Source organism: Streptomyces sp. NPDC005202 (assembly GCF_040608235.1).
In the GTDB taxonomy this organism is placed as follows: Bacteria; Actinomycetota; Actinomycetes; order Streptomycetales; family Streptomycetaceae; genus Streptomyces.
This window is the reverse complement of record NZ_JBEXHW010000002.1, coordinates 419,905-446,262: the sequence shown is the minus strand read 5'-3', so window position 1 is coordinate 446,262 and position 26,358 is coordinate 419,905. Positions and strand designations below refer to the sequence as shown.

Below are 26,358 nucleotides of genomic sequence, written 5' to 3'. Positions count from 1 at the left end.
TTATGGTGTGCGGATGACGACGTATGACGGCCGCTTAAGGTGTGCGGATGACGACGTATGCGGCGCTGCTGCGCGGAATCAACGTGGGTGGCAGCAAGAAGGTCCCGATGGCCGAGCTGCGCACCCTCATGGAGGGGCTCGGCCACGACGGCGTCCGCACCTATCTCCAGAGCGGCCAGGCCGTCTTCGCCTCCGGGCAGGGCGACGAGGAGTCCCTGGCGGCACAGCTCACGGAGGCGATCGAGGAGCGGTTCGGCTTCTCTGTGGACGTGATCGTGCGCGACCACGCCTATCTGAAGGCGATCGCCGGGGCCTGCCCGTTCCCGGCCGCCGAGCTGGAGGCCAAACAGCTGCACGTCACGTTCTTCTCCGCCCCCGTCGACGAGGCGCGCTTCGCGGAGATCGACCGGGCCGCCTTTCTCCCCGAGGAGTTCCGGATAGGCGACCGGGCGCTGTACCTGTACGCGCCGAACGGCCTCGGCCGCTCCAAGCTTGCCGAGCATCTGTCCAAGCCCCGGCTGAACAAGGGGGTGGTCGCCACCACCCGGAACTGGAACACCGTCGTCAAGCTGGTCGAGTTGACGGCTGAGGGAGGGTGACTTTGCGTATGCCGGTGTAGGTGGTGTAGGAGGTGATCACGTCCGGCACGGTCAGGCGCGGATCCTCGTACAGCCGGTGCAGCTCGTCCTCGGAGCGGGCGGCGGCGACCATGTCGACCAGCGCGAGGTCCTCCTCGGTGAGGGAGGCGTCGTCCAGGATCTCGGGGCCCCAGGCGTCCCAGGGGAGCAGCTCGACGCCGTGCAGCGCGGCCAGGTCGCGCTGGACGTCGGCGCGTACGAACCACAGCCCCCTGACCCAGTCGAGCCCCGTCACGCCGAACGTCCGCGGGTCGGTCCGCCCCTCGCGGCAGGCCCGCCAGGCGTCCCCGGCCACCAGGAACCGGTCCCGCGGTACGTCCATGGGGTCGAAGTCCACGTCGTACCCGTGGTGGACCTGCAAATCGGCCAGCCGCCAACTCCCCTCGCGCGTCCGGTACTCGGTGACCCAGTGGTCGTCGTGGAAACCGTCGTTGAAGTACGTCGCGAAGTCGCAGCGGATCCGCGCGGGCGTCCCCGTGGCCCGCAGCAGCGAGCAGTGCAGCAGCGCGAAGTCCCGGCAGGTGCCCACGAAGCGCTCCTCGGGCGGCCGTCGCTCGGTGAGCGGCGTGTCCCCGCGCTCGCGCAGGATGCGCAGCAGCTCGGTGACGTACCGCGACTCGGCGTCCTCGTGCAGCCGCTGCTCGGGGATGGCGTAGCCGAAGCACTCGCCCTCGCCCCGGTGGATGATCACGTCTCGTACGACGCGAGCGAGCTCCCCCACGTCACGCGGCAGGTCGCTGACGTCCAGGTCCCCCGGATCGCTGTACGGCGTCTGCTTCAGGTGGAAGTCGTCCATGCCCAGAACTCTCGGCCCTGCCCCAGGGGCAAGGTCAACCCAGGGCATCCAACCGGGACAGCTCGGCAGGGGAGAGCCGCAGGGCACCGGCGTCCAGGTTCTCCTCCAGATGGGCGAGCGTGCCCGTGCCCGGCGTCGGGCAGAGCACCGGGGAACGGTGCAGCAGCCAGGCCAGTGCGATCTGCCCCGCGGTGGCATCGTGCGCGGCGGCGATCTCAGATCGACCACGTCGGCTACTCGGCGATCTCCCTGGGCTGGGGCGGCTGGCCCGACAAGATCGGCGACCCGGCGACCAGTCACGACAACGCCGTCCGCAACAACCTGATCTTCGACTACATGCAGATGTGTACGACGCGTCGGGCTGGCAGGTGGGTGAAGCGGCCGTGACCGCCGCCGAGTTCCAGCGGACCGCGCTGCTGCGCATCGGCCTAACTGCCGTCGTCCGGTGGCCCGTTCACCGTGACGGTTACCGCGAGCAACGCCTATGGCAGCAGCGTCCCGTCCCTCGCCTCGGCGTCCCTGACCCCGACGGCCGCGAGCGTCCTGCCCGGCGCGCCGACGAGCCCCAAGCTGCGTACGGCAGCCACGGCGGCCACCGTCGGCTGGACCCCGCCGACGGCGACGGGCGACGCCAAGGTCGTCGGCTACCGCGTGACGGTCTCCGACGGCCGGGATCCGATCGACGTGACCGGCCGGGACGTCCTGGTCACCCAGCCCTCCGCCAAGGGCATGTTCCGGGTGATCGGCGGCCTGAAGCCCGGCCGGTCGTACACCGTGACCATCTCGGCGGTGACGGCGGCGGGCACGGGACCGGCGGCGACGGTCACGGCGACGACCGGGGCCTGAACGGCCGTGCCGTGACATGTACGTCCTGCCGGACGCTGACGTAAGAGCCGGCCACGGCACGTCGACCTCCGGCGGGCAGTGGTAGGCCCGTCCGCGGACCGGCACCACGGGGGAGTGCCGGGCCGCGGACCGGGGCCGAGGCCGGAAACCCTCCCCGCCACTCTCCGTCCCGTCCCGCCCAGCGCACGGCGGGACGCACCGTGAGCCCGGCCGGCGCGAACAGGAGCCCGGCGCCGCCCAGCCCGCCGTGCCGTGCCGGATGGCGGTCACCGAGACCAGGGGCCGGACCGTGCTGTTGGTGGCGGCATCCGCGAACGTCAAGCGCAGGCACCGGAAAGGCTGTTGGGCGTCCGTAAAGCCGTCGTGCTGCGGGGGCGGCCGCGTGCGGCCGTGGCCTCAGGCGCCCACGGCGGCCAGTACCGGCGTCCGCGCCGCGTCGTACCGCTCCAGCAGCACCCGCGCCACCTCTGGTGCCGGACCCAGCACGTCGGCGAGGACGTCCGCCTCCGCCGCGCCCCGCGCGATGCGGTCCGGCAGGAAGCCGGGGGCCAGGACGTACGGCGCCACCGCGACCTTCTCGCAGCCCAGCGCCCGCAGTTCGCGCACCGCGTCCTCGGTGCGTGGAAGGGATGCGGAGGCGAACGCAGGCCGCACGGCGCACCAACCGGTGTGCCGCCACTCCCGCGCGATATCTGCGATCACTGCGATCGCCTCCGGGTCGGTGGACCCCGCCGAGGCCAGCACGACCCCGGTCGAGGACTTGTCGGCGGGCGTCAGCCCCGCCTCGTACAGACGCCGTTCGAGGGCGTCGAGCAGCAGTGGGGACGGGCCCAGCACCTCCGCCTGCCGGATCCGCAGCCGCGACGGCGCCTCCCGCAGGACCGCCGGGATGTCCGCCTTCGCATGGAAGGCACGCGTCAGCAGCAGCGGCAGGGACACCACGTCGCGCACCCCCTCCGCCGCCAGCGACTCCAGCACCCCGTGCACGGAGGGGACGTTGAAGTCCAGGAAGCCGGTCTCCACGCGCAGGCCGGGCCGCATCGACCGCACCCGCCGGACGAGGGCGTGCACGGTCGCGGCGTGCCGCGGGTCGCGGCTGCCGTGGGCGATGACGAGCAGAACCGGCTGCTGGTGCATGGGGGTCAGCCCTTGACGAGGAGACCGCGGCTGCGTAGCACCCACCGCTCCAGCGGGCTGAAGATCAGCAGGTCGATGGCGATGCCGACGATCAGGATGAGCAGGATGGCCTCGAAGACCATGGCCATGTCGCTGGCGTTGCGGCCGTTCTCCAGCAACTGGCCAAGACCCACGCCGAGATCGGGGAAGGAGGCGATGATCTCCGCGGCCATGAGCGAGCGCCACGAGAACGCCCAGCCCTGCTTCAGACCCGCCACGTAGCCGGGGAGCGCGGCCGGCAGCACGATGTGCCAGGTGCCCTTCAGGCCCGTGGCGCCCATGGTGCGGCCCGCCCGCAGGAACAGCGGCGGCACCTGGTCGACGCCGGACACCAGGCCGTTGGCGATCGAGGGGACGGCGCCGAGCAGGATCACCGCGTACATCATCGAGTTGTTCAGACCCAGCCAGATGACGGCCGGCGGCACCCACGCCACCGACGGCAGCGACTGCAGGCCGGACAGGATCGGCCCGATGGCCGCGCGCACGAACTTCACCCGGGCCACCAGCAGCCCCAGCGGGGTGCCGATGATCAGCGCGAAGAAGAAGCCCAGCAGACCACGCGAGACGCTGGTCCAGATGTAGTCGAGCAGTGTGCCCTGCAGCCAGGCGTTTTGGACCGTGTGCCACACAGCGGACGGGGAGGGGAGCTTGGTGGGATCGGTGACGATCTTGAGGGATATCAGGGTCTGCCAGACCACGAGGACCACCGCGATCGCGACGATCGGCGGCAGGATCTTGTTCACGAAGGTCTGCCGGAAGGGCGGACGGCCCGTGACGGCGACCTCCAGTGCGTCGAGGCCCGCCTCGACGCTCGCGGCGTCCTGAGCCGTCTTCGTCTCAGTGCTGGCCATGGCGACGGATCTCCCCCCGCAGTACTTCGGTGATCTCGATGGACAGTTCCGCCACGGGGGCGTCCTCGATGCGGCGCGGCTGCGGAATGTCCACCGTCCACTCCCGGGCCACCCGGCCCGGACGGGAGGACAGCAGAACGACGCGCTGGGCGAGCCGCACCGCCTCGCGCACGTTGTGCGTGACGAACAGGACGGACAGCCCGGTCTCCTGCCAGATCCGGGTGAGCTCGTCGTGCAGCACGTCCCGGGTGATGGCGTCGAGGGCCGCGAACGGCTCGTCCATCAGCAGCAGGTTGCTCTCCTGCGCGAGCGCGCGGGCCATCGCCACGCGCTGACGCATACCACCCGAAAGCTCGTGCACCCGCTTGCCGTACGCGCCCCTCAGCCGCACGAGTTCCAGCAGCTCCTCGGCCTTGCCGCGCCGCTCGGGCTTGGCAACCCCCCTGAGCTTCAGGGCGAGTTCGATGTTCTTGCCCGCGGTCAGCCACGGGAACAGGGCGTGCTCCTGGAACATCAGAGCCGGGCGGCCGTCCGTCGTGATGGAGCCGGCGGTGGGCCGGTCGAGGCCCGCCACCAGGTTCAGCAGCGTGGACTTGCCGCAGCCCGAGGCCCCCAGGAGGGTGACGAACTCGCCGGGCGCGACATCGAGGCTGATGTCGTCCAGCACGAGCTGCTGCCCGCCAGGTCCCGCGAAGGACTTCGAGACATGCTCAAGGCGAGCCGCGTGCTCAACCGACTCGTCGGCCTTGGCGAGGGTCGTGGCCATGGTCGTCACCTCCTGGGTAATCATCGGGGTCGTGCGTCAGCTGGCGCCGAGACCGGCGTCGGAAACGGTGGTCTCGCCCTCGGCCTTGAGGACCTTGTTGAGGATCGTGAGGTCGTAGATGCCCTTCAGGTCGGGCTTGTCCAGCAGACCGGCCTTGACCGCGTGCTCCGCCTCGGTGTTGAGGGTGGCGGCCAGGGGGTCGTTGGTGATCTGGATCGACTGCCACGCCGGGTCGAGGACCTTCGCGGGCAGCGCCTTGCCGGAGTCCGCCTCGAGCCGCTTGTTCGCCGCGGCCTTCGCCTCGTCCGGGTTGGCCTTGATCCACTTGTTGGTCTCGACCGAGGCCTTCAGCACGGCCTCGACGACCTTCGGGTGATCCTTGAGGAAGCTCTGGCGCACGATGATGTTCGTGATCACGAACTTCTTGTCCGGCCACAGCGAGGCCTCGTCGAGCAGCACCTTGCCGCCCTCGGCGACCAGCTTGGAGGCGGTCGGCTCCGGCACCCAGGCACCGTCGACGGAAGCGGCCTTGAAGGCGTCCGGGGTCACCTTGTTGTCGCTGCGGACGACCGTGACGTCACCCTTGCCGCTCTGCGCATCGACCTTCCAGCCCTGGTCGGCGACCCAGTTGAGGAACGCCACGTCCTGCGTGTTGCCGAGCTGAGGCGTGGCGATCCTCTTGCCCTTGACGTCCTTGAGGGACGTGATCTTCTTCGGGTTGACGACCAGCTTCACGCCACCGGACGCCGCACCGCCGATGATCTTGAGGCTCTTCCCGTCGGACTTCGTGTAGCCGTTGATCGCCGGGGACGGGCCGATCCAGCCGATGTCGATGGAGCCGGAGTTGAGGGCCTCGATCTCGGAGGGGCCGGCGTTGAAGGTCGCGTACTGGGCCTTGGTGGCGCCCAGCTCCTTCTGGAAGAAGCCCTTCTGGCGGCCCACGAGCGCGGTCGCGTGGGTCAGGTTGCCGAAGTAGCCGATCTTCACGGAGTCGAGGCCGTCGATCTTCTTGGCCCCGGCGGCGACCTTCTGGTTGGACGAGTCGTCCTTGGCCTGGGAGCCGTAGCCGCAGGCGGCGAGCGTGAGGAGGGGAAGAGCGGCGGCCACGGCCAGACCGCGGCGAAGCAGGGACGAGCGGTTGGCAGGCACGGGAGGTGTTCCTCTCGTTGGCCCGGCGGTCACGGTCTTTCAGGTCGTGGCCGGGAGTTCGGCAGGGGTCTTCGTCGCTTCGGGGACGTCCGGTGGGGGGACAGGGCGCGCGGGCAGTGCGCGTACGTCAGCGCACACATCGGGCCACTCCGCCCTGTCCGCTGCCGAGGGCGCCGCCGCCGACACGGCCGCCCTCCTTGGCGAACGTCGAGTAGAAGTCGGTGATCTCCATACTCAGAAGTCCCACCCGTCGTCGGCGTCGTCCTTGACCGGCTTCGGAGCGGCGAACGACTCGCCGACCATGCCCGCGGTCAGCGTGGTGCCGTCGTTGGGGTCGATCAGGATGAACGAACCGGTGCGGCGCGAGTCGGCGTAGGAGTCGAGCGGCAGCGGCTCGGCGGTGCGGATCTTCACCCGGCCGATGTCGTTGGCGACGAGCTCTCCCGGGTGCGGGTGCAGGGACAGGTCGTCCAGGGTCAGCCGGGACGGGATGTCCTTGACGATCGCCTTCACCGTGCGGGTGCCGTGCTTGAGCAGCACCCGGTGGCCGACGGTCAGCGCCTGGTCGGCGACGTGGCACACGGTCGCCTCGACGTCCTGGGTGGTGGCCGGCGCGTCCTTGCTCGGCACGATCAGATCGCCGCGCGAGATGTCGATGTCGTCCTCGAGCAGGAGCGTCACCGACTGCGGGGTCCACGCCACGTCGACCGGCCGGCCCAGCAGGTCGATGCCGGAGATCTTCGACGTACGACCGGACGGCAGGACCGTGACCTCCTCGCCGACCCGGAAGGTTCCGGCGGCGATCTGGCCGGCGTAGCCCCGGTAGTCCGGGTGCTCCGCGGTCTGCGGTCGGATCACGTACTGCACGGGCAGGCGCGCGTGGCAGTGCGTCAGGTCGTGGCTGACCGGGACCGTCTCCAGGTGTTCCAGGACGGTCGGGCCGCCGTACCAGTCCATGTTCGCGGACGGTTCCACGACGTTGTCGCCCTCGAGCGCTGAGATCGGGATCGCGGTGACCTCCGGAACGCCCAGCTCGGTCGCGTACGCCGTGAACTCCTCGGCGATCGCGGCGAACACGGACTCCTCGTAGTCGACCAGGTCCATCTTGTTGACGGCCAGGACCACGTGCGGCACGCGCAGCAGCGCGGCGATCGCGGCGTGGCGGCGGGTCTGCTCGACGACGCCGTTGCGGGCGTCGACCAGGATCACCGTCAGCTCGGCGGTCGAGGCGCCGGTGACCATGTTCCGCGTGTACTGCACGTGGCCCGGCGTGTCGGCCAGGATGAACCGGCGGCGCGGGGTCGCGAAGTAGCGGTAGGCCACGTCGATGGTGATGCCCTGCTCGCGCTCGGCGCGCAGGCCGTCCGTCAGCAGCGCGAGATCCGGGCCCTCCTGGCCGCGGCTCGCCGAGGCGCGCTCCACGGCCTCCAGCTGGTCGGCGAGGACCGACTTGGAGTCGTGCAGCAAGCGGCCGACGAGTGTGGACTTGCCGTCGTCGACCGAGCCGGCGGTGGCGAACCGCAGCAGGGTGGTCGCCGACAGCTGCTCGACCGACAGCGGCTCGGTGGGTTCGGTGGTGCTGGTCATGGCTAGAAGTACCCCTCGCGCTTGCGGTCTTCCATCGCGGCCTCGGAGAGCTTGTCGTCGGCGCGGGTGGCGCCGCGCTCCGTCAGGCGGGAGGCGGCGATCTCCGCGATGACCTGGTCCAGCGTCACCGCGTCGGAGTCGACGGCGCCGGTGCAGGACATGTCGCCGACCGTGCGGTAGCGCACGAGACGCTTCTCGACGGTCTCGCCGTCCTTGGGGCCGCCCCACTCACCGGCGGTCAGCCACATGCCGTTGCGCTGGAAGACCTCCCGCTCGTGCGCGAAGTAGATCTCCGGCAGCTCGATGCCCTCGCGGGCGATGTACTGCCAGACGTCCAGCTCGGTCCAGTTGGACAGCGGGAACACGCGCACGTGCTCGCCCGGCGCGTGCCGCCCGTTGTACAGGTTCCACAGCTCGGGCCGCTGCCGGCGCGGGTCCCACTGCGAGAACTCGTCCCGCAGGGAGAACACCCGCTCCTTCGCCCGCGCCTTCTCCTCGTCCCGGCGGCCGCCGCCGAAGACCGCGTCGAACCGCTCCGACTGGATCTTCTCCGTCAGCGGCAGCGTCTGCAGCGGGTTGCGCGTCCCGTCCGGGCGTTCCTTGAGCACGCCACGGTCGATGTAGTCCTGCACGGAGGCGACATGCAGCCGCAGGTTGTGCTTGGCCACCGTGCGGTCGCGGTAGTCGATGACCTCCGGGAAGTTGTGCCCGGTGTCCACGTGCAGCAGCGAGAAGGGCACCGGGGCCGGGGCGAACGCCTTCAGCGCCAGGTGCAGCATGACGATGGAGTCCTTGCCGCCGGAGAAGAGGATCACCGGCCGCTCGAACTCGCCCGCCACTTCGCGGAAGATGTGCACCGCCTCGGACTCCAGCGCGTCCAGGTGGGAGAGGGCGTACGGGCTGTCCGTGCCCTCCTCGGCCTTGGCGACGGTCGTCATGCCAGTCCCCTTTCGCTGAGCAGCGCGTACACGGACGCCGCGGACTCCTGCACGCTCTGGTGCTGCGACTCGATCCGCAGATCGGGCGAGACGGGCTCCTCGTACGGGTCGTCGACCCCGGTGAGCCCCGTCAGCTCGCCGGCGGCCTGCTTGGCATACAGGCCCTTCACATCGCGCACCGAGCACACCTCGACCGGGGTCGCCACGTGCACCTCCAGGTACGCCGTCCCGTTCTCCTCGTGGCGCTTGCGCACCGCGTCGCGGCTGTCGGCGTACGGCGCGATCACCGGGACCAGCGCCTTGACGCCGTTGCGGGCGAGCAGTTCGGCGACGAAGCCGATGCGCTGCACGTTGGTGTGCCGGTCCTCGCGGCTGAAGCCGAGGCCCGCGGAGATGAACTCGCGGATCTCGTCGCCGTCGAGCACCTCGACGCGGTGGCCCTCCTCGCGGAGCCGGCCGGCCAGCTCGTACGCGATGGTGGTCTTGCCGGCACTCGGCAGACCCGTGAGCCAGACGGTGGCTCCGGTCGTCACGTGTGTCTCCTGAATCTGTGTCATGGTCAGCCGTGCAGCCCGCACTCGGTCTTGGCGCGCCCCGCCCAGCGGCCGGCGCGCGCGTCCTCGCCCTCCAGCAGACGGCGGGTGCAGGGGGCGCAGCCGACGGAGCCGTAGCCGTCCATCAGCAGTGGGTTGGTGAGGACGCCGTGTTCGGCGACGTACGCGTCCACGTCGTCCTGGGTCCAGCGGGCGATCGGGGAGATCTTGACCTTCTGCCGCTTCTCGTCCCAGCCGACGACCGGGGTGTTCGCCCGGGTGGGGGACTCGTCGCGGCGCAGGCCGGTCGCCCAGGCCTGGTAGCCCTTCAGGCCCTCCTCCAGGGGCTGCACCTTGCGCAGCTTGCAGCACAGGTCGGGGTCGCGGTCGTGCAGCTGCGGGCCGTACTCGGCGTCCTGCTCGGCGACCGTCTGCTTCGGCGTGAGCGTGATGACGTTGACGTCCATCACGGCCTCGACCGCGTCGCGGGTGCCGATGGTCTCCGGGAAGTGGTAGCCGGTGTCGAGGAACACGACGTCCACGCCGGGCATGGCACGGGAGGCGAGGTGGGCGACCACCGCGTCCTCCATGGACGAGGTCACGCAGAAGCGCTTACCGAAGGTCTCGGCCGCCCACTGGAGGATCTCCAGCGCGGAGGCGTCCTCCAGCTCACGGCCGGCCCGCTCGGCCAGCGCCTTCAACTCCTCAGCCGTACACTCTTCCTGAGCCGTCGTCATATCTGGTCGTCCCCTCCGTTGTCGGCTCGCTGAAGCCCCCGGGCCAGCAGCCCGAGGAACTTCAACTGGAAGGCCCGGTTGCACGCCGCGCATTCCCAGGCGCCGTGGCCCTGCTCGTTGGGGCGCAGGTCCTCCTCCCCGCAGTAGGGGCAGTAGAAGGGGGCGGCCCGCTCGCTCACGACAGCGCCTCCTCGGACGCCCGCGCGACCCAGGTGGCGAACCGCTCGCCTTCCTCGCGCTCCGCCTGGTACCGCTTCAGGACGCGCTCGATGTAGTCCGGCAGCTCCTCGGAGGTGACCTTCAGACCGCGGACCTTGCGGCCGAACCCGGCCTCCAGACCGAGCGCGCCACCGAGGTGCACCTGGAAGCCCTCGACCTGTTCGCCCTTGTCGTTGAGGACCAGCTGGCCCTTGAGACCGATGTCCGCGACCTGGATACGGGCGCAGGCGTTCGGGCAGCCGTTGAGGTTGATGGTGATCGGCTCGTCGAAGTCCGGCAGGCGGCGCTCCAGTTCGTCGATCAGCGCCGAGCCGCGCTGCTTGGTCTCGACGATGGCGAGCTTGCAGAACTCGATGCCGGTGCAGGCCATGGTGCCGCGCCGGAACGAGGACGGCCGGGCGGTGAGGTCCAGCGCCTCCAGGCCCTCGACCAGGGAGTCGACCTGGGACTCCTCGACATCGAGGATGATCATCTTCTGCTCGACGGTGGTGCGGACCCGGCCCGAGCCGTGCGCCTCGGCGAGTTCGGCGATCTTCGTGAGCGTGGTGCCGTCGACACGGCCGACGCGCGGGGCGAAACCGACGTAGTAGCGGCCGTCCTTCTGGCGGTGGACACCGACGTGGTCGCGCCACTGCTGGACGGGCTGCTCGGGAGCGGGACCGTCGACCAGCTTGCGCCCCAGGTACTCGTCCTCCAGCACCTGACGGAACTTCTCCGCGCCCCAGTCGGCGACGAGGAACTTCAGGCGGGCCCGGTTGCGCAGCCGGCGGTAGCCGTAGTCACGGAAGATCGACAGGACGCCCTCGTAGACGTCCGGGACCTCCTCCAGCGGCACCCAGGCACCCAGCCGTACGCCGAGCTTGGGGTTGGTGGACAGGCCGCCGCCGACCCACAGGTCGAAGCCGGGCCCGTGCTCGGGGTGCCGGACGCCGACGAACGCGACGTCGTTGATCTCGTGGACCACGTCCAGCAGGGGCGAGCCGGAGATGGCCGTCTTGAACTTCCGGGGGAGGTTCGAATACGCCTTGTTGCCCAGGACGCGGCGCTTCATCTCCTCCAGGGCGGGGGTGGCGTCGATGATCTCGTCCTCGGCGATGCCGGCGACCGGGGAGCCGAGCATCACGCGGGGGGTGTCGCCGCAGGCGGTGACCGTGGACAGGCCCACGGCCTCCAGCCGGTTCCAGATCTCGGGCACGTCCTCGATCCGGATCCAGTGGTACTGGACGTTCTGCCGGTCGGTGATGTCGGCGGTGCCGCGCGCGAACTCCTGCGAGATCTCCCCGATGACGCGCAGCTGCTGGGTGGTGAGACGGCCGCCGTCGATGCGGACGCGCATCATGAAGTAGCGGTCGTCCAGCTCCTCCGGCTCCAGCACCGCGGTCTTGCCGCCGTCGATCCCGGGCTTGCGCTGGGTGTACAGGCCCCACCAGCGCATGCGGCCGCGCAGGTCGTTGGGGTCGATCGAGTCGAAGCCCCGCTTGGAGTAGATCGTCTCAATGCGTGTCCGCACATTGAGACCGTCGTCGTCCTTCTTGAACTGTTCGTTGCCGTTGAGCGGGGTGAAGTGACCCACGGCCCACTGACCCTCACCGCGGTGACGGCTCACCTTGCGGCGGGGAGTCGCGGCGGCAGGGTTCGGCGGGGTGGCGGCCATGGTTGTACGTCCTTCGGGACAGGCGGGAAGCGGCTCTGACCTGCGTGTTGGTGCGCATCGAGGCATACGTGCGCGTCGTTGCGCAGCAGGCAAAAGGCGGGGGGTGCGGCGGTGCTGCCCGTGACCGGAGGCCACTAGGGGTGTTGCTCAGCTCGCCGGACAGATGGCGCTGGACATGCGGCCGAGGTCGACGTGCCGTCGACTCACCAAGGCGATTCCAGTTCCAGACATGACGGCAGCGTGTCACGGCGATCTGGACACAGTCCAGCTTCGTCCATCATGCGGACACCCTTGTCCCGGAATGCGGAACAAGGGTGTCGCCGGTCACACGCTTTGGAAGTGGCCCGGGCTGCCCAGGTCAGGCGGGGTACGCCCCCGGCCAGGGACCCGGAGTCGGCACCTCCGGCTCCTCCTCGACCTTGGTGTCGAAGAGCTTGAAGCCGCGGCGCAGATAGTTGTCCATCGCGTGCTCGCCGTCCTTGCTGCACGTATGCAGCCACACCCGCTTCGTCGGCGCCAGCCCCGGCCAGCGGTCGGCGAGGTCCCAGGCGCGTGCGGCGCCGTACGACAACAGGTGTCCGCCGATGCGCCGGCCGCGGAAGGCGGGGATCAGCCCGAAGTAGACGATCTCCACGACCCCGTCGTCCTGGAGTTCCAGTTCGACGTAACCCGCCGGCGTGCCCCGGTCGTAGGCGACCCATGTCTCGACACCCGGACGCTCCAGGTACTCCTGCCACCGCGCGTACGTCCAGCCGAGCCGCTCCGTCCAGCGGATGTCGCCGCCGACCGACGTGTACAGGAAGCGGCTGAACTCGGGCGAGGGCACCTCGGAGCGGACGATCCGGACGTCGCCCTCGGGTGCGGCGGCCGGGAGGAGGTCGGTCGGGGCGGTCTGCTCCAGGGACCAGGTGGTCACGGCGATGTTCGTCATGCCGGTCAGGGAATCATCCGCCCCGGCGTCCTGTCGATCGAGGGACCCCGGCTACCCCAGCGCCCGGTCGACCGACGACAGCGGCAGCGCGAACAGCACCCGCCCCGACAGCGACCAGACCTCGCCGGTCTGCTCCCAGTACGACAGGGACCCGGTGCCGTCCCCCCAGCAGCGGTGCGCGCCCCCGGAACCGCAGTGCGTCGCCTTCGCGCCCCGTACGTCCTGCCGCCACAGTGTGCCGTGCCCGCCCTGCGTGCCGGAGGCCCGGCCCAGGTACCAGTCGGTCCGAGCGGACCTACCCGTCCGGTGCGACAGCACGCCCCGTACGCCGTCGGCCTTCGTCTCGTAGGCCTCGTCCGCGACCACGGTCCCGGCGGAGTCGGCGGCCAGGAGCCCCGAGCGAGCGGGATCCCTGCTGAAGAAGTAGCGCCACAGGCGCGTGTGCCGGGCGCTGCCCGCGGGCACCGTCTCGCTCGCGACCAGGCTGTCGGGCGCGGAGCTGCGGTCGAGGGAGAGGCCCTCGGGACAGGGGGCCGCGGACCCGGTCGCGCGGTCGCACCTCCCGCCGGCCGGGCGGTAGGAGGCGACGGCGGGCAGCACCCACCGGTACCCGTGCGCCGACCAGCCGCCGGGCACCCGGCCGATCGCGTCGCTGTCGACGTCGGCGCGCTGGATGCGGTGCAGGTCGTAGACGTACAGCGCGTCGCGCTCACCGCCGGAGGTGGTGACCAGCAGCTTGTCCTGGTACCAGACCATGCCCGACATGTGCGAGACGAGCCCCCGGTAGTCACGCCCGCCGTCGATGGGGACCACGAGCAGCGCCCAGGTGTAGGTGAGGTGTTCGGGGTCGTTCGCGTTCACGAAGGCCACCCTGGCCGGACCGCGGTCGGCGCCGCTGCCGCCGCTGTGCGTCCAGCCGGAGAGGATCACACGGTTCGCGCCCCACCGGCCGTCGTCGTCGGCGTCCCCCGAGGTGGTCACCGACTCCGGCTGCCACTGGTGCGTGGCGGCGTCGGCGGCATCCCAGCAGTACGCACGCGTGGCCGCCGGTTCGACGGGCAGTGCCTTCTTCTCCTGAGGGGTGCAGTCGGCGGCGTCGCGCAGCGTGCGGTCGGCGCTCCTCAGGACCGCGCCGACGCCGACCGGCCTGCCCATTGCCGCGGCGAGCCGGTCCAGGGACCGCTTCGGCACCGGCTGCTCCGTCAGCCGCAGCCGGCCGAGCTCGGCGGCCGAGGTGAGCGGCTTCAGGGCCCCGGGGTTGTCACCGACCGTGGCCTGTGAGGCGCTGATCAGGGTGGCGGCGGCGGTCAGTGCGAGGGCGGTCCCGGACAGGACCGCGCGCAGGACCCTGCCCCGCCTGCGCCGGCGGTGTCGGCCGCGATGCTTCATACAACCTCCCGAGGCGGGCCAACTGCGCCAGGTGGTCCTTGCGTTGACCGAGGAGCAGGTGGGGTGACCCGTAAGGGATGCTACGGCAGTTGGGCGCGCCGGAGGCCGAAGACCCTGCAAATATGCGGAAGATGCCACCCATGGACCACGCGGGGACCCCTTGGGCTACCTCACGCAAACCTCTCACGGCGCGGGAGCCGCCCTGCGTCCCTGTGTCACCGCCGGTGCCGTCGAGTGCGGCAGCAGATCCCGCGGGTCGTCCGGAAGCAGCACCTCGACCTCCGCGTCCTCCCGGAAACGGTACGGCCGGTGCTCCAGTAACGCCCCGAGATAGCGCCGTACGCGCGACATCTCGGCGCGCACCGTCACCCTGCGGGCCGGATCGCCGAAGACGTCCTCGGCCAGGTCCGCCGCGCTGCGGCCGGTGCGGTGCACGGCCAGGAGGTAGAGCAACTCGGCGTGCCGGGGGCTCAGTTCATGGGTACAGGAGCCGGCGCAGCCCGAGACGGTCACCGACCAGCGGCGTGCCCGGGCCAGGTCCAGCACGACCCGGGCGGCACCGTGCGGCACCGGCTCCTCGCCGGCCCGCACCAACCAGCCGCCCGCCAGCGGCTCCAGTAAGCACAGGCCGATCGCGGGCAGCCACCGGCTGCCCGCCGACGGCGACTTGGGCAGCGCGATCCGTGGGGTGTAGGGCATTCCGGCCACCGCCGCGGTCCAGCCGTCCCGGTCCACCACCGCCGCCCGGCCGCTCAGCCGCGCCAGCACCGGCGCCGCGACCGCGCGCAACCGCTCCAGCGAGGTCAGATGCCGCTCCCGCAGCTTCGCCTCGGCCAGTTTGGCGACCGAGTCGACCCAGGCCAAGGTGGCCGGGTGCATCGTCTCCAGCGGCCCGCTGACGTCCACCACGCCGAGCAGCCGGCCGTCGCGGGGGTCCGTGACGGGGGCGCCGGTGCAGGTCCACGTGGCGTGCGAGCGTACGAAGTGCTCGGCGGCGAAGACCTGCACGGGCCGGCGCACCACCGCCGGGGTGCCCACGCCGTTGGTGCCGACGACGTCCTCCCGCCAGTCGGCGCCGAGTTCGAAGCCGAGGCCGTCGGCCTTGCGCAGGACCGACGGGCTGCCCTCGCGCCACAGCACCCGGCCCTCGGCGTCGGCGACCACCATGATGTGGTGGGCGACGTCCGCGACCGACAGCAGCCCTTCGCGCAGGACCGGCAGCACGTGCCGCAGCGGGGACGTCTCCCGCCGCCGCTTCACCTCCTCGCGGGGGAGCAGCCCGGAGCGGAAGTCGTGGTCGGGGTCGACCCCGCTGCGCAGCATGCGCTCCCAGGACTGCCCGATCACCGGGCGCGGGGCCATGCGCGTGGGCTGTCCCGCGAGCGTCGCGGAGCGCACCTTGCTGAGCACCCGCGCCGCCTGCACCGCGTCGACGGCGGCGAGCTGCGTCACGTCCACCGGCGCTTTCGCCACTGGGTCCTCCCGCCGGAAGGGGCACGGACAACCGGTTCCCGCGGGTGTTCTGGCCATGCCACCGGCGCCCGTCCTGCCTGTCTGCTTCATTTCATACTGCCGCGCGCCGGTGACGGAGGGGCGCAGTCCGGTCACGGAAAACCAACAAGTTGCAACCCCTTGCAACCCTGGTGAACAGGCGTGCGGTGATTGAAACTTGTCCAACGCCGCCCCGTGCGGCGTTCGTGGCCTCGAACTGGCCAGAAAAGCGGGGGTGGTGCCGTGTCGGCGCAGCACCACCCCTGCGTCGTGCCCGGAAGCCGTCAGGACACCGGCCGCGGAAGCCGTCAGGAAACCGGCCGCGGAAGCCGTCAGGACACCGGCCGCGGAAGCCGTCAGGAAACCGGCCGCGCCCGCTCCACCACCGACGCCAGGTTCAGCGTGTGCGGCAGCGTCCCGAAGACCGTGCCCCAGTCGCCGCCCAGCCGCGAGGCGCAGAACGCGTCGGCGACCTCCGGCGGCGCGTACTGGACGAGCAGCGCGCCTTGGAGCACCAGCGCGAGCCGCTCGACGACGCGCCGGGCGCGCGCCTCGATGCCGTCCAGGTCGGCGAGTTCGGTGAGCAGGTTCTTGATCGCCCCGTCCAGGCGGTGATCGGCGCCGCGCGCCCGGCCCACCTCCTGCAGATACGCGTTGAGCGCCTGCGGCTCCCGCTGGAGCGCCCGCAGCACGTCCAGCGCCTGGATGTTGCCGGCGCCCTCCCAGATCGAGTTGAGCGGCGACTCCCGCACCAGCCGGGGCATACCGGACTCCTCCACGTACCCGTTGCCGCCCAGGCACTCCGAGGCCTCCACCGCGACCGGCGCGCACCGCTTGGTCACCCAGTACTTGGCGGCCGGCACCGCGAGCCGCAGGAAGGCCCGCTCCTGCTCGCTCCCGTCGTCGTAGGCGGCCGCGAGCCGGAGCGCGAGTGTCGTCGCCGCCTCCGACTCCAGCGCGAGGTCGGCCAGGACGTTGCGCATCAGCGGCTTGTCGATCAGCTTGCCGCCGAAGGCCTCGCGATAGGTGCAGTGGTGGACGGCCTGCGCCACGGCCTGTCGCATCAGCCCCGCCGAGCCCAGCACGCAGTCGAGCCGCGTCGCCGCCACCATCTCGATGATGGTGCGCACCCCGCGCCCCTCCTCGCCGACCCGGCGCGCCCAGGTCCCGTCGAACTCGACCTCGCTGGAGGCGTTCGACCGGTTGCCCAGCTTTTCCTTGAGCCGCTGGATCAGGAACACGTTGCGCGTGCCGTCCTCCAGGACACGCGGCACCAGGAAGCAGGTCAGCCCGCCCGGGGCCTGGGCCAGCACCAGGAAGCCGTCCGACATCGGCGCCGAGCAGAACCACTTGTGCCCGGTCAGCTCGTACGTCCCGTCCTCGGCGAGCGGTCGCGCGGAGGTGGTGTTGGCCCGTACGTCGCTGCCGCCCTGCTTCTCGGTCATGCCCATCCCGAACAGCGCCCCCGCCTTCAGACGGGCGGGCCGCAGATCACGGTCGTAGATCATGGACGTCAGCCGCGGTTCCCACTCGGCGGCCAGTTCCGGGTCCGTGCGCAGCGCGGGTACCGCCGCGTGGGTCATCGACAGCGGGCAGCCGTTGCCGGCCTCGACCTGCGTCCAGACCAGGAATGCGGCCGCCCGCCGCACATGCCCCGCCGGGCGTGTCCAGGCCGCGGTCAGGCCCGCCGAGACGCCCTTGCCGAGCAGCCGGTGCCAGGCGGGGTGGAACTCGACCTCGTCGATGCGGTTGCCGTAGCGGTCGTGCGTGCGCAGCTTCGGCGGGTTCTCGTTGGCCTGCGCCCCCCACTCCTGCAGCTGGGCCGAGCCGGCGGCCCGCCCGAGCGCCGACAGCTCGCCGCGCACCTCGTCGAGCAGACCGGCGTCGACGTGCCGCTCGACGGCCTCGACCAGGGCGCGGTCGGCGGCGTAGACGTCGTAGCCGACCAGCGGCGGCGCCTGGTTGGTCACGGTGTGAGTGCTGGCTGCCATGAAACGGAACCTACCCTGCGGTACGGCGATGGGCACTGCACGGGCCGGCGGCCCCGGCGGCCGGGCCGCCCGGGGTGCCGTCCTGCCTGGTCGTCGCCCCTGGGGGATGAGTGCGGCCAGGCGCGACGGGGATACCTTTAGGTCGTGCAGCCAGCAAGCGAAATTCCCAACGCGCCGTCCGGCCGACTCCACCGGGCGCGAGCCCTCTACCGGAACGTCTCCAAGCGCAGGACCGCCTGGCTGCTGCTGAAGGACACCGTCAACTCGTGCATGGAGTACCGGATCCTGGGCCTCGCGGCCGAGGCCGCGTTCTTCTCCCTGCTGTCCGTGCCGCCCCTGCTGCTGAGCCTCATCGCCCTGCTCTTCTACGTCGACACCTGGACCGGCACCAACACCATCGCCAGCCTGGAGCGGAACATCCTCGACGCCTCCCGCACGGTCCTGTCCGACCAGGGCGTCAAGGAGATCGCGCAGCCCATCCTCCGTGACGTGATGAAGGGCGGCCGGCCCGACGTCATCTCCGTAGGCTTCGTGTTCGCCCTGTGGTCGGGCTCGCGTGCGGTGAACGTCTTCATCGACACCATCACCGTGATGTACGGCCTCGACGGCGTCCGCGGCATCGTCAGGACCCGGCTGCTGTCCTTCGGGCTGTTCATCGTGGCGCTGCTGATCGGCTCGGTGGCGCTGCCGCTGATGGTGGCGGGCCCGGACGCCGTGGTGCGGATCGTGCCGTGGTCGACGACCGTCGTCCAGGTGCTGTACTGGCCCGTGGTCATCGTCCTGTCCATCGCCTTCCTGACGACCCTGTACCACGTGTCCGTGCCGGTGCGCTCCCCGTGGATCGAGGACGTGCCCGGCGCCCTGGTCGCCCTGGCCATGTGGGTGGTGTGCAGCTTCCTGCTGCGCATCTACCTGACCAGCACCGTCGAGGGCCCCACCATCTACGGCTCGCTGGCCGCCCCCGTCGCCGTGCTGCTGTGGATCGGTGTGTCCGCGTTCGCCGTGCTCGTCGGGGCCGCGGTCAACGCCGCGATCGACCGGGTCTGGCCGGCCGCCGCGACGGCCGCGGCTCGCGCCGCCAACGAGCGGGTGCGCCAGGCGCAGATCGCCGAGTACGTCGCCCGCGCCGCCGCGGCCCGCGAGGCCGACCCCGACGACCCCGACATGCCGTCCGAGTTCCCGGAGCGCTGGTCGCGCTTCCTGCCGCCGGAGGACCTGACGGCGCGGCTGCGGACGCATGTGAAGAGCACGCACGTGAAGAGCCCGCACAAGGGGAACGGCGACGGGCCGTCGCCGGAGAAGTGACGGGGCGAGGTGGCGGCGGTCGCGGTCGCCGGACACCGCCGGGCTGCGCCGTCCCGCGTGTGGCCGTCGCCGCAGGGGAGAGGCGGGCGGGGTGCGCAGCAGGCGGGGACGCCGCTCGCTCAGGCCTGCCACACCCCCGCGGCCGCTGCCTCACGCGCGAACTCCGTGAAGTCCCGCGGCTCGCGCCCCAGGACCTGCCGCACACCGTCCGACAGGTACGCGTTCCGGCCGTCCAGCAGTGACTCGAACACGTCGACCAGGAACTCCACCTCCTCCGGAGGCACGCCGAAGCCGGTCAGGTTCTCCCCGTACTGGCGCGCCGAGACCGGCCGGTACGTCAGCGCGCGTCCCGTCGCCTCGGCGATCCGAGCGACCGCCTCCCCGAACGTCAGCAGCCGCGGCCCGGAGACCGTGAGCGCCTGCCCGACGTACCGGTCGCCCGCCGTCAGCGCGGCCACCACCACGTCCGCGACGTCCCGCACGTCGACGAACGGCTCCCGCACGTCCCCGCCCGGGAAGACCAGCTCCCCGGTCCTCCGCAGCCCCTCCACCAGCGGGCCCTCGCTGAAGTTCTGCGCGAACCACGCGGCCCGCACCACCGTCCAGTCCGCGCCCGACTCGCGCAGCGCCTCCTCGGTGGGCCGCGCCCGCTCCTCGCCCCGCGCCGACAGCAGCACCAGCCGCCGTACGCCGAGCGGGACCGCCTCGTGCGCGAGCAGACCGACCGCGCTGGGCGCGTCCGGCGCGCCGACGTCCGACGGGTACACCAGGTACGCCGCGTCCGCGCCCCGCAGCACCTCCGCCCACGTCGACCGGTCCTGCCAGTCGAAGCCCTGCGCCCGCGAAGCCGCCCGCACGGTCAGCCCCGCCGCCCGCGCGGCCCCGGCCACCCGGCTCCCCGTACGACCGGACGCACCGGTCACCACCACCGTCATGTTCCGTGTGTCCTGTGCCATGCAGCCAGTGAACTGCCGTGCGCGGGTACGGAACCATCGCTGAACGGCTCGTTCCCATAAGCGCGCGTCTACGCTGACCCCATGGACGCACTCGCAGGCCTGCTGGAGGGGCCACGCGCGCGTGGCGCCTTCATGATCCGTGCGTGCTTCGAACCGCCGTGGGGCGTGCGCGTCGAGGACCGTGCTCCCCTGACGGTGATGGTCATGGTGCGCGGCGAGGCCTGGGTCCTGCCGGACGACGGCGAGCGGGCGCGTCTGAGGGCCGGCGACCTGGCCATCGCGCGCGGCCCGGACCCGTACACCTGCGCCGACGACCCCGGCACCGCGCCGCAGGCGCTGATCCTGCCGGGCGGCGAGTGCCGTTACCCCGACGGCAGCCTGCTGAACGGCTCCATGGACCTCGGCGTCCGCACCTGGGGCGACCGCCTCGACGGCTCCATGGTGATGCTGATCGGCACGTACCTGATGCAGGGCGAGATCAGCGGCCGCCTGCTGGCCGCGCTGCCGCCGCTGCTCACCCTGACGTCGGACGTGTGGCAGTGCCCGCTCACCCCGCTCCTGACGGACGAGATCGTGCGCGACGAACCGGGCCAGGAGGTCGTCCTCGACCGCCTCCTCGACCTGCTGGTCATCGCCGCGCTCAGGGCCTGGTTCTCCCGCCCCGAGGCGGAGGCGCCCGCCTGGTACCGGGCGCAGGCGGACCCCGTGGTCGGCCGCGCGCTGCACCTGCTCCAGGACCACCCGGCGCACCCCTGGACGGTGGCGGAGCTCGCCGCGAAGGCCGGGGTGTCGCGGGCGGCGCTCGCCCGCCGCTTCACCGGCCTGGTCGGCGAGCCCCCGATGGCCTACCTCACCGGCTGGCGCCTCGCCCTGGCCGCCGACCGCCTGCGCGACACCGACGACACCGTCGCCGCCATCGCCCGCCGGGTCGGCTACGGCAGCGCGTTCGCCCTCTCCAGCGCCTTCAAACGGGTCTACGGGATCAGCCCCCAGGAACACCGGAGGCGGGCGGCGTAGCGCGGGAGTGGGCGCGTGTCGGCGCTGCGCCGAGATGGTGTTTGGGTTGCCTGGGCGGTAGCGCGGGATCCGGGCGCGTGCCTGAGGCGGGGCGCGGCGGCGTTTCGGCTGCCTGCCGGGCGGCCTTTCTTGGTCCGTGGGGTGCTGCGGGGCTGTCTTTCGCCCGTGGGGTGCCGCGGGGCTGTCTTTCGTCCGTGCGGTGCCGCGGGGCAGTCTTTCGTCCGTGGGGTGTCTGCGGCGTAGCCTTTCGTCCGTGGCAGTGGACGCTCTTGCCCAGGCTTCCGGATACGCCGAGCGGCCGTCCCGTCTGGTCGGCGGTGTGGACGAACGTACCGGACGCCTCCCGGGCGCGGCCCGTGCTGCCCGACGGGTGCATGGACCTGCTGTGGAGCGAGGGGCGGCTGCTCGTCGCCGGGCCGGACACACGCGCGTACGACCCCAGCGGGCCGCCCGTGCGCTGGGTCGGCGTGCGCTTCTCCCCGGGAACGGCGCCCGCCTTACTCGGCGTGCCCGCCCACGAGCTGCGCGACCGGCGGGTCGACCTGGCCGAGCTGTGGCCCGCGGCGGTGGTCCGGCGACTGCGCGGACGGATCGACGCGGCGCCCGATCCCGCGACCGCGCTCGAGGAGGTGGCCCTCGAGCGCGCGGCCGAGGCCGGCCCACCCGACCCCCTGCTGGGACGGATCGTCGCCGCCCTGAACGCGGGCCGCCCGGTCGCCGCGACCGCCGACGAACTCGGCCTCGGCGCACGCCGGTTGCACCGCCGCTCGCTGGCCGCCTTCGGCTACGGCCCCAAGACACTGGCCCGCGTGCTGCGGCTGCAACGGGCCCTCGCGCTGGCCCGGGACGGGGTGCCCTTCGCGGAGACGGCGGCTTGCGCGGGCTTCGCGGACCAGGCGCACCTGGCGCGGGACGTGAGGGAGTTGACGGGTAGGCCCCTCGGGGAGCTACTGGGCGGCCGCCGGTAGCGGCGCGAACAGGTCGACGCCGTTGCCGTCCGGGTCGTGCACGACCGCGTAGCGCATGCCCCAGAAGGCGTCCCACAAATCAGAGGTTGGCGCGGGCCAAAACTTTCGAAACCCCGAACACTTCCGAACACTTCGAAACCCCGAACACGGGGAGCGTGCGTGCGCGTCGGGGACGGCGCTTCGGGCAGGGGCGGCTCGTGAACGGCGCGGTCAGGCGACGTGGGACAGGTCCGCAGGGTGAACCTGGTACGCGAGGGGCAGCCCCGCGGCCAGGCGCTCCAGTTCCTCGACGGCGACGCGGCCCAGCCGCTCCAGCTCGTTCCCGAGGGAGCCCGCGATGTGCGGGGTGAGGAAGACGTTCGGCAACGTGTACAGCGGTGAGTCCGCGGGCAGCGGCTCGGGTTCCGTGACGTCGAGGATCGCGTGCAGCCGACCCGAGAGCAGCTCATCGGTGAGCGCGTCCTGGTCGATCAGGGCGCCCCGGGAGGTGTTGATCAGCACGCCGCCATCCCGGATGAGGGCGAGCCGGGAGCGGTCGAGCATGTGATGGGTCTCGGGGATGTCGGGGGCGTGCAGGCTGACGATGTCGCTGCGGCGCAGCAGGTCCTCCAGCGGCAGCGGTTCGGCGCCGAGCGCGGCGGCGTCGGCGGCGTCCACACAGGGGTCGTGGAGCAGGACCTCGACGTCGTGGGGTCGCAGCAGCTCCAGCAGGCGGCGGCCCACCCGCGAGGCGCCGACGATGCCCACCCGGCGGCCGACGTTTCCGGTGGCCGCGGTCTCGGCGGGGGCGGGCGGGGTGTGCGTGGCGCGGTAGCGCTCGCGGTGGGTGAACGCGCCCTTTCCCGCGAGCAGGATCATCGCGAGCGTGTACTCGGCGACCGGCAGTGCGTTGGCCGCCGCCGCGCTGGAGACGGCGACGCCGCGTTCCCACAGGGTCTCGCCGACCAGGGAGCGGACGGAGCCGGCGGCGTGCAGGACGGCGCGCAACCGGGGGGCCGCGGCCAGCGCGTCGGCGTCGATGCGGGCACAGCCCCACCCGGTGACCAGCACCTCGGCGCCGGCCAGCGGTGCAGCGGCGGCGGGGTCGGCGAAGTCCCGCACGACGAGCGTGGGGTCGATCTCGGCCGTTCGCTTCAGCCGGGCCATCAAGGGCGGTGGGAAGAGCAGGGGGAGGTGCACCGGGTCCATGGCGAACACGGCTCTGGGCAACTGGGCGCTGGGCATGATCCTCCTGAGGCGCGCGGGAAAACGATGTCTGAAAGCGCCTTCTACCGTAGATTCCGGTCCCCAGAAAGGGGGGTCGGGCGGAACGGGGGGCCGGCGCGGAGGCATCCCGTGCCGTCCCGGGCCGAACGCCGGCGGCACCTTGACGTACCCCGAACAGCGGTCCCTCGGCGCCGTGCACCGGAAGACCGGGAGACGATGGAGCGCTCCGTTGGTACTGGTGCACGAGCACGGCGAAGGGCTGGTGGGCGCATGACAGCAGGCCAGACGGATCCCGTGGTCAGGACGCCTTACGGGGCGGTACGCGGCAGGTACGAGCACGGGGTGGCGGTGTTCCGGGGCATCCCGTACGCGGCGCCGCCGTTCGGCCCCCGCCGGTTCCGGCCGCCGGTGCCGCCCGAGCCGTGGGACGGCGTGCGCGACGCGGGCTCCTTCGGGCCGACCGCGCCGAAGCCGCCGTACTCGGAGGCGTTCGCCCAGTACCTGTCCGACCCGGTCGTGCCCGGCGACGACTGCCTCAATCTCAACGTGTGGACACCTCAGCCGGGTCGGGGCGCCCGGCTCCCGGTCATGGTGTGGCTGCACGGCGGGGCGCTGACCCGCGGCTCGTCGGCCGTGCCGGTGTACGACGGGTACGCCTTCGCCCGCGACGGCGTCATCCTCGTCTCGGTCAACTACCGCCTGGGGGTGGAGGGTTACGGCCTGTTCCCGGACGCCCCCGCCAACCCCGGCCTGCGCGACCAGCTGGCCGCGCTGGCATGGGTGCACGAGTCGATCGAGGCCTTCGGCGGCGACCCCGACCGGGTCACCCTCTGCGGCCAGTCGGCCGGGGCGATCAGCGTCGGTGCCCTGATCGCCGCCCCGCAGGCACAGGGGCTGTTCCGGCGGGCCGTCCTGCAGAGCGGGCCGCCGGAGGCCTCCGACCGCGACAAGGTACGGCGGATGGTGCGCCGCATGGCGGCCCGGCTGAAGGTCCCCGCCACCGCCGAGGCCTTCGCCGCCGTCGACCGGGACCTGCTGCTGCGCACCCAGACCGAGGTCGGCCGGCGCAGCAGCCCGGTCCTCGGCGGCCCGGCGTTCGGCATCGTCGTCGACGGCGACGTCGTCCCCCGCGATCCTCAGGAGGCGCTGGTGGAGGGGGAGGCGGCGAAGGGCGTCGACCTGCTCATGGGCTGGACCCGTGACGAGTATCGGCTGTGGCTGGTGCCGGGCGGGCTGCTCGAGCGCGTCGACCGGCTCGGCCCGGTCGCCCTGGCCGGCGCCATGGCTCGCTGCTACTGCGGCCACGAGGTGGTGCGCGGCTACCGCGCCCTGCGCCCGGGGGCCGGCACCGCCGAGATCGTCGGCCAGCTGGTCACCGACCACCTGTTGCGCCTCCCGCTGCACCGCCTGGCCGACGCCCGCCCGGCCTCGGCGTACGTCTACGAGTTCGCCTGGCCCTCGCTGCTGCCCGGTCTCGGCGCCTGCCACGCCCTGGAGCTCGGCTTCGTCTTCGACACCGGCGACGTGCCGGAGTCCCGCAGGCTCGCCGGGGAGGGCGCCCCCCAGGAGCTGGCCGACGTGATGCACGCGGCCTGGGTCCGCTTCGCCGCCGAGGGCGACCCGGGCTGGGAGGCGTGGGACGCGACGCACCCCGTGCGGATCTTCGGCGACGGCGCGCCGCACACCGCGCACGGCCCACGCGACGCGGAACTCGCCCTGTGGACGGCCGACGCTACCGCTCGGGAGGCCGCGGCCGCGTCGGCCCCCGCCGGCGGTTCGCCCGTGCGGACCGCGGAACTGCGGTCAGTGATACGGCGGCTCCGGCGCTCGGGTGGGGTCCGCGGTCACTGACCCGCGCCGACGGGCGGGGTGAGGCGGCGCGACCGGCCCGTACCACGCCGTGCATCCCCGATGCGGTGGGGCTACGCCGCCGTCAGCGTCCGGGCGACCTCCGTGATCGCCTCCGGGCCCACCCGGCAGCAGCCGCCGATCAGCCGGGCCCCGGAGGCGCGCCAGCCCTCGACCTGCTCGGGGGAGAAGGTGGAGCGGCCCCTCCAGGCGCGGGACTCGGCATCCCACGCCTCGCCGCTGTTGGGGTAGACGACGACCGGCTTGCCGGTGACGCGGGCGGCCGTCGCCACGGCGGTGTCCGCGTCCCCGGGCGCGCAGCAGTTCACACCGACCGCGATCACCTCGTCCGCGTCGGCGGCCAGGGCGAACGCCTCCTCCAACGGCTGCCCGGCGCGGGTGCGGTCGCCGGCGACGGTGTACGACAGCCAGGCCGGCACCCCGAGACCGCGCACCGCCCGCAGCAGGGCCTCGGCCTCGTCGGTGTCCGGCACCGTCTCCAGGGCCAGGACGTCGGGCCGAGCGGCGGCCAGCACCTCCAGGCGGGGCCGGTGGAAGCGCTCCAGCTCGTCGACCGTGAGCCCGTAACGGCCCCGGTACTCGGAGCCGTCCGCCAGCATCGCCCCGTACGGGCCCGCCGACGCGGCCACCCACAGCGGCCGCCGCACGCCCTTCGCGCGCGCCTGCCGCGCTGCATCACGCGCCAACTCCACGCTGAGCGCGATCAGTTGGGCGGCCCGCTCACGGTCGATCCCCCGCTTGGCGAACCCTTCGAAGGTGGCCTGGTAGCTGGCGGTGATCGCCACGTTCGCGCCCGCCTCGAAGTAGGCGAGGTGCGCCTCGGTGATCGCCTCGGGCCGCTCGGCGAGCAGCCGCGCCGACCACAGCTCGTCGCTGAGGTCGTGCCCCGCCGACTCGAGCTGGTTGGACATCCCTCCGTCGAGCACGGCCGTCCCGGCGGCAAGGGCTTCGGCGAGGGTGGGGGAGGTGTCGCTGGTCATGTCACGACGCTAGTCGATGGGCCGGCGCGTGCCGGTCTGCGCCCAGTGCATGAACGGCTCGTCCACCATGTGGGATGCCGGGGTCGTACGTCGCCGTACGTCGCCGCCCGCGACAGCCTCTTCCCGAGCTTGGAGCAGGGCGCCGCCTGGCCCCGGCCGCACGACCCGTTGACCTCCTCGTGGCACACCCTTACCTTTTCGATGTTCGCAATGACAGATGTCGTTCGGGATGCCGAACCCTCGAGCGGCATGACCCTCGAGTTCGGCGGCGCTCGACTCACTCAGGACGTGTGGTGAGCGGCTCGGGGACGACGGGCTGTCTCAGCGCGGCGGTGGCGTTGCGAACGCGTCGCCCGGCATCTGGT

The 26,358-nt window shown here is 72.1% G+C and carries 26 protein-coding genes and 3 pseudogenes; 7 read left to right on the top strand and 22 right to left on the bottom strand.

Translation table 11 applies throughout. The features are described 5' to 3' along the window. Positions 1 to 47 precede the first annotated feature (47 nt). Positions 48 to 599: a DUF1697 domain-containing protein gene (locus tag ABZV31_RS05835; RefSeq protein ID WP_355888602.1), complete on the top strand. Its 552-nt coding sequence runs from the start codon at positions 48 to 50 to the stop codon at positions 597 to 599. Here ABZV31_RS05835 and ABZV31_RS05830 read toward each other — a convergent pair. Both ABZV31_RS05830 and ABZV31_RS05825 read right to left on the bottom strand, forming a co-directional pair. Then, positions 565 to 1,434, bottom strand: coding sequence for a transglutaminase domain-containing protein (locus tag ABZV31_RS05830; RefSeq protein WP_355888600.1), 870 nt, complete (start codon positions 1,432 to 1,434; stop codon positions 565 to 567). The two genes, ABZV31_RS05835 and ABZV31_RS05830, sit on opposite strands and share 35 nt — an antisense overlap. 34 nt (positions 1,435 to 1,468) lie before the next feature. Next, positions 1,469 to 1,654 (bottom strand): annotated as a pseudogene (locus ABZV31_RS05825) (aldo/keto reductase); the annotation flags it as partial. On the opposite strand from ABZV31_RS05825, the gene ABZV31_RS05820 reads away from it, so the two are divergent. Next, on the top strand, positions 1,609 to 1,821 hold the full coding sequence (locus ABZV31_RS05820; protein WP_355889052.1) for a hypothetical protein: 213 nt from the start codon (positions 1,609 to 1,611) through the stop codon (positions 1,819 to 1,821). The pseudogene ABZV31_RS05825 and the gene ABZV31_RS05820 sit on opposite strands and share 46 nt — an antisense overlap. A gap of 72 nt (positions 1,822 to 1,893) precedes the next feature. Continuing rightward, positions 1,894 to 2,280 (top strand): fibronectin type III domain-containing protein, encoded by a 387-nt coding sequence (locus ABZV31_RS05815; protein ID WP_355888597.1) that lies wholly within the window; start codon positions 1,894 to 1,896, stop codon positions 2,278 to 2,280. A 396-nt stretch (positions 2,281 to 2,676) separates the two neighbouring features. On the opposite strand, the gene ABZV31_RS05810 is transcribed toward ABZV31_RS05815, so the two are convergent. The 15 genes from ABZV31_RS05810 to ABZV31_RS05740 all read right to left on the bottom strand — a co-directional run bounded on the left by ABZV31_RS05810 (position 2,677) and on the right by ABZV31_RS05740 (position 17,692). Continuing rightward, complete coding sequence (locus ABZV31_RS05810; protein ID WP_355888594.1) at positions 2,677 to 3,417, bottom strand: sirohydrochlorin chelatase; 741 nt, start codon at positions 3,415 to 3,417, stop codon at positions 2,677 to 2,679. A 5-nt stretch (positions 3,418 to 3,422) separates the two neighbouring features. After that, positions 3,423 to 4,307, bottom strand: coding sequence for an ABC transporter permease (locus ABZV31_RS05805; protein WP_355888592.1), 885 nt, complete (start codon positions 4,305 to 4,307; stop codon positions 3,423 to 3,425). Next, entirely contained in the window at positions 4,294 to 5,097 is an 804-nt protein-coding gene (locus ABZV31_RS05800) for an ABC transporter ATP-binding protein (RefSeq protein ID WP_355888589.1), read from the bottom strand. Before ABZV31_RS05800 ends, ABZV31_RS05805 begins: the two co-directional genes overlap by 14 nt. A gap of 12 nt (positions 5,098 to 5,109) precedes the next feature. After that, positions 5,110 to 6,222: an aliphatic sulfonate ABC transporter substrate-binding protein gene (locus tag ABZV31_RS05795; RefSeq protein ID WP_355888586.1), complete on the bottom strand. Its 1,113-nt coding sequence runs from the start codon at positions 6,220 to 6,222 to the stop codon at positions 5,110 to 5,112. 234 nt (positions 6,223 to 6,456) lie between these two features. Further along, positions 6,457 to 7,809, bottom strand: a complete 1,353-nt coding sequence (locus ABZV31_RS05790; RefSeq protein ID WP_355888583.1) for a GTP-binding protein — start codon at positions 7,807 to 7,809, stop codon at positions 6,457 to 6,459. A 2-nt stretch (positions 7,810 to 7,811) separates the two neighbouring features. Next, entirely contained in the window at positions 7,812 to 8,747 is a 936-nt protein-coding gene (cysD, locus tag ABZV31_RS05785) for a sulfate adenylyltransferase subunit CysD (protein ID WP_355888580.1), read from the bottom strand. After that, entirely contained in the window at positions 8,744 to 9,280 is a 537-nt protein-coding gene (cysC, locus tag ABZV31_RS05780; RefSeq protein WP_355888577.1) for an adenylyl-sulfate kinase, read from the bottom strand. The genes cysD and cysC overlap by 4 nt, the downstream gene beginning before the upstream one ends. A 26-nt stretch (positions 9,281 to 9,306) precedes the next feature. After that, positions 9,307 to 10,017 carry a phosphoadenylyl-sulfate reductase gene (locus ABZV31_RS05775; protein ID WP_355888574.1) on the bottom strand — a complete coding sequence of 237 codons (711 nt, stop codon included), beginning with the start codon at positions 10,015 to 10,017 and terminating at the stop codon, positions 9,307 to 9,309. Next, on the bottom strand, positions 10,014 to 10,196 hold the full coding sequence (locus tag ABZV31_RS05770; protein WP_355888571.1) for a hypothetical protein: 183 nt from the start codon (positions 10,194 to 10,196) through the stop codon (positions 10,014 to 10,016). The genes ABZV31_RS05775 and ABZV31_RS05770 overlap by 4 nt, the downstream gene beginning before the upstream one ends. Continuing rightward, the gene (locus ABZV31_RS05765; RefSeq protein ID WP_355888568.1) at positions 10,193 to 11,890 is read right to left on the bottom strand and encodes a nitrite/sulfite reductase; all 1,698 of its coding nucleotides are present in this window, start codon (positions 11,888 to 11,890) and stop codon (positions 10,193 to 10,195) included. Before ABZV31_RS05765 ends, ABZV31_RS05770 begins: the two co-directional genes overlap by 4 nt. 147 nt (positions 11,891 to 12,037) lie before the next feature. Beyond that, entirely contained in the window at positions 12,038 to 12,121 is an 84-nt protein-coding gene (locus tag ABZV31_RS05760; RefSeq protein WP_309486338.1) for a putative leader peptide, read from the bottom strand. Between the two features lie 127 nt (positions 12,122 to 12,248). After that, positions 12,249 to 12,821 carry a GNAT family N-acetyltransferase gene (locus ABZV31_RS05755; RefSeq protein ID WP_355888565.1) on the bottom strand — a complete coding sequence of 191 codons (573 nt, stop codon included), beginning with the start codon at positions 12,819 to 12,821 and terminating at the stop codon, positions 12,249 to 12,251. A 51-nt stretch (positions 12,822 to 12,872) separates the two neighbouring features. Beyond that, a complete protein-coding gene (locus ABZV31_RS05750; RefSeq protein WP_355888562.1) occupies positions 12,873 to 14,210 on the bottom strand; it encodes a hypothetical protein in 1,338 nt (445 codons plus the stop codon). A 183-nt stretch (positions 14,211 to 14,393) separates the two neighbouring features. Continuing rightward, a complete protein-coding gene (locus ABZV31_RS05745; RefSeq protein WP_355888559.1) occupies positions 14,394 to 15,683 on the bottom strand; it encodes a GAF domain-containing protein in 1,290 nt (429 codons plus the stop codon). 374 nt (positions 15,684 to 16,057) lie between these two features. Continuing rightward, a complete protein-coding gene (locus tag ABZV31_RS05740; RefSeq protein ID WP_355888556.1) occupies positions 16,058 to 17,692 on the bottom strand; it encodes an acyl-CoA dehydrogenase family protein in 1,635 nt (544 codons plus the stop codon). Positions 17,693 to 17,836: 144 nt separating this feature from the next. On the opposite strand from ABZV31_RS05740, the gene ABZV31_RS05735 reads away from it, so the two are divergent. Continuing rightward, positions 17,837 to 18,997 carry a YihY/virulence factor BrkB family protein gene (locus ABZV31_RS05735; protein ID WP_355888553.1) on the top strand — a complete coding sequence of 387 codons (1,161 nt, stop codon included), beginning with the start codon at positions 17,837 to 17,839 and terminating at the stop codon, positions 18,995 to 18,997. A gap of 119 nt (positions 18,998 to 19,116) precedes the next feature. Here ABZV31_RS05735 and ABZV31_RS05730 read toward each other — a convergent pair whose 3' ends face one another. Continuing rightward, positions 19,117 to 19,953 carry an NAD(P)H-binding protein gene (locus tag ABZV31_RS05730; RefSeq protein ID WP_355888550.1) on the bottom strand — a complete coding sequence of 279 codons (837 nt, stop codon included), beginning with the start codon at positions 19,951 to 19,953 and terminating at the stop codon, positions 19,117 to 19,119. An 81-nt stretch (positions 19,954 to 20,034) separates the two neighbouring features. Between ABZV31_RS05730 and ABZV31_RS05725 the strand changes: the two genes are divergently transcribed. Continuing rightward, entirely contained in the window at positions 20,035 to 20,970 is a 936-nt protein-coding gene (locus ABZV31_RS05725; RefSeq protein WP_355888547.1) for an AraC family transcriptional regulator, read from the top strand. 253 nt (positions 20,971 to 21,223) lie between these two features. After that, positions 21,224 to 21,938, top strand: a pseudogene (locus ABZV31_RS05720) (helix-turn-helix domain-containing protein). Here the strand turns inward: ABZV31_RS05720 and ABZV31_RS05715 are convergent. Continuing rightward, positions 21,918 to 22,013, bottom strand: a pseudogene (locus ABZV31_RS05715) (glyoxalase); the annotation flags it as partial. The pseudogenes ABZV31_RS05720 and ABZV31_RS05715 overlap by 21 nt on opposite strands. A 135-nt stretch (positions 22,014 to 22,148) precedes the next feature. Continuing rightward, complete coding sequence (locus ABZV31_RS05710; protein WP_355888544.1) at positions 22,149 to 23,162, bottom strand: hydroxyacid dehydrogenase; 1,014 nt, start codon at positions 23,160 to 23,162, stop codon at positions 22,149 to 22,151. Between the two features lie 252 nt (positions 23,163 to 23,414). Here ABZV31_RS05710 and ABZV31_RS05705 point away from each other — a divergent pair, with 252 nt between their 5' ends. Further along, a complete protein-coding gene (locus ABZV31_RS05705; RefSeq protein ID WP_355888541.1) occupies positions 23,415 to 24,995 on the top strand; it encodes a carboxylesterase family protein in 1,581 nt (526 codons plus the stop codon). A 71-nt stretch (positions 24,996 to 25,066) separates the two neighbouring features. Here the strand turns inward: ABZV31_RS05705 and mmuM are convergent, their stop codons facing one another. After that, on the bottom strand, positions 25,067 to 25,993 hold the full coding sequence (mmuM, locus tag ABZV31_RS05700; protein ID WP_355888538.1) for a homocysteine S-methyltransferase: 927 nt from the start codon (positions 25,991 to 25,993) through the stop codon (positions 25,067 to 25,069). Positions 25,994 to 26,002: 9 nt separating this feature from the next. Then, on the bottom strand, positions 26,003 to 26,155 hold the full coding sequence (locus ABZV31_RS05695; RefSeq protein WP_355888535.1) for a hypothetical protein: 153 nt from the start codon (positions 26,153 to 26,155) through the stop codon (positions 26,003 to 26,005). Between the last annotated feature and the right edge of the window lie 203 nt (positions 26,156 to 26,358).

Excerpts from the sequence above, each read along its gene's own strand:
- cysD (WP_355888580.1), bottom strand. The coding sequence starts at position 8,747 with ATGACGACCGTCGCCAAGGCCGAGGAGGGCACGGACAGCCCGTACGCC.
- ABZV31_RS05805 (WP_355888592.1), bottom strand. The coding sequence starts at position 4,307 with ATGGCCAGCACTGAGACGAAGACGGCTCAGGACGCCGCGAGCGTCGAG.
- ABZV31_RS05790 (WP_355888583.1), bottom strand. The coding sequence starts at position 7,809 with ATGACCAGCACCACCGAACCCACCGAGCCGCTGTCGGTCGAGCAGCTG.
- mmuM (WP_355888538.1), bottom strand. The coding sequence starts at position 25,993 with ATGACCAGCGACACCTCCCCCACCCTCGCCGAAGCCCTTGCCGCCGGG.
- ABZV31_RS05740 (WP_355888556.1), bottom strand. The coding sequence starts at position 17,692 with ATGGCAGCCAGCACTCACACCGTGACCAACCAGGCGCCGCCGCTGGTC.
- ABZV31_RS05705 (WP_355888541.1), top strand. The coding sequence starts at position 23,415 with ATGACAGCAGGCCAGACGGATCCCGTGGTCAGGACGCCTTACGGGGCG.
- ABZV31_RS05760 (WP_309486338.1), bottom strand. The coding sequence starts at position 12,121 with ATGTCTGGAACTGGAATCGCCTTGGTGAGTCGACGGCACGTCGACCTC.
- ABZV31_RS05800 (WP_355888589.1), bottom strand. The coding sequence starts at position 5,097 with ATGATTACCCAGGAGGTGACGACCATGGCCACGACCCTCGCCAAGGCC.
- ABZV31_RS05835 (WP_355888602.1), top strand. The coding sequence starts at position 48 with ATGACGACGTATGCGGCGCTGCTGCGCGGAATCAACGTGGGTGGCAGC.
- ABZV31_RS05830 (WP_355888600.1), bottom strand. The coding sequence starts at position 1,434 with ATGGACGACTTCCACCTGAAGCAGACGCCGTACAGCGATCCGGGGGAC.
- ABZV31_RS05775 (WP_355888574.1), bottom strand. The coding sequence starts at position 10,017 with ATGACGACGGCTCAGGAAGAGTGTACGGCTGAGGAGTTGAAGGCGCTG.
- ABZV31_RS05810 (WP_355888594.1), bottom strand. The coding sequence starts at position 3,417 with ATGCACCAGCAGCCGGTTCTGCTCGTCATCGCCCACGGCAGCCGCGAC.
- ABZV31_RS05710 (WP_355888544.1), bottom strand. The coding sequence starts at position 23,162 with ATGCCCAGCGCCCAGTTGCCCAGAGCCGTGTTCGCCATGGACCCGGTG.
- ABZV31_RS05725 (WP_355888547.1), top strand. The coding sequence starts at position 20,035 with ATGGACGCACTCGCAGGCCTGCTGGAGGGGCCACGCGCGCGTGGCGCC.
- ABZV31_RS05765 (WP_355888568.1), bottom strand. The coding sequence starts at position 11,890 with ATGGCCGCCACCCCGCCGAACCCTGCCGCCGCGACTCCCCGCCGCAAG.
- ABZV31_RS05755 (WP_355888565.1), bottom strand. The coding sequence starts at position 12,821 with ATGACGAACATCGCCGTGACCACCTGGTCCCTGGAGCAGACCGCCCCG.
- ABZV31_RS05730 (WP_355888550.1), bottom strand. The coding sequence starts at position 19,953 with ATGGCACAGGACACACGGAACATGACGGTGGTGGTGACCGGTGCGTCC.
- ABZV31_RS05750 (WP_355888562.1), bottom strand. The coding sequence starts at position 14,210 with ATGAAGCATCGCGGCCGACACCGCCGGCGCAGGCGGGGCAGGGTCCTG.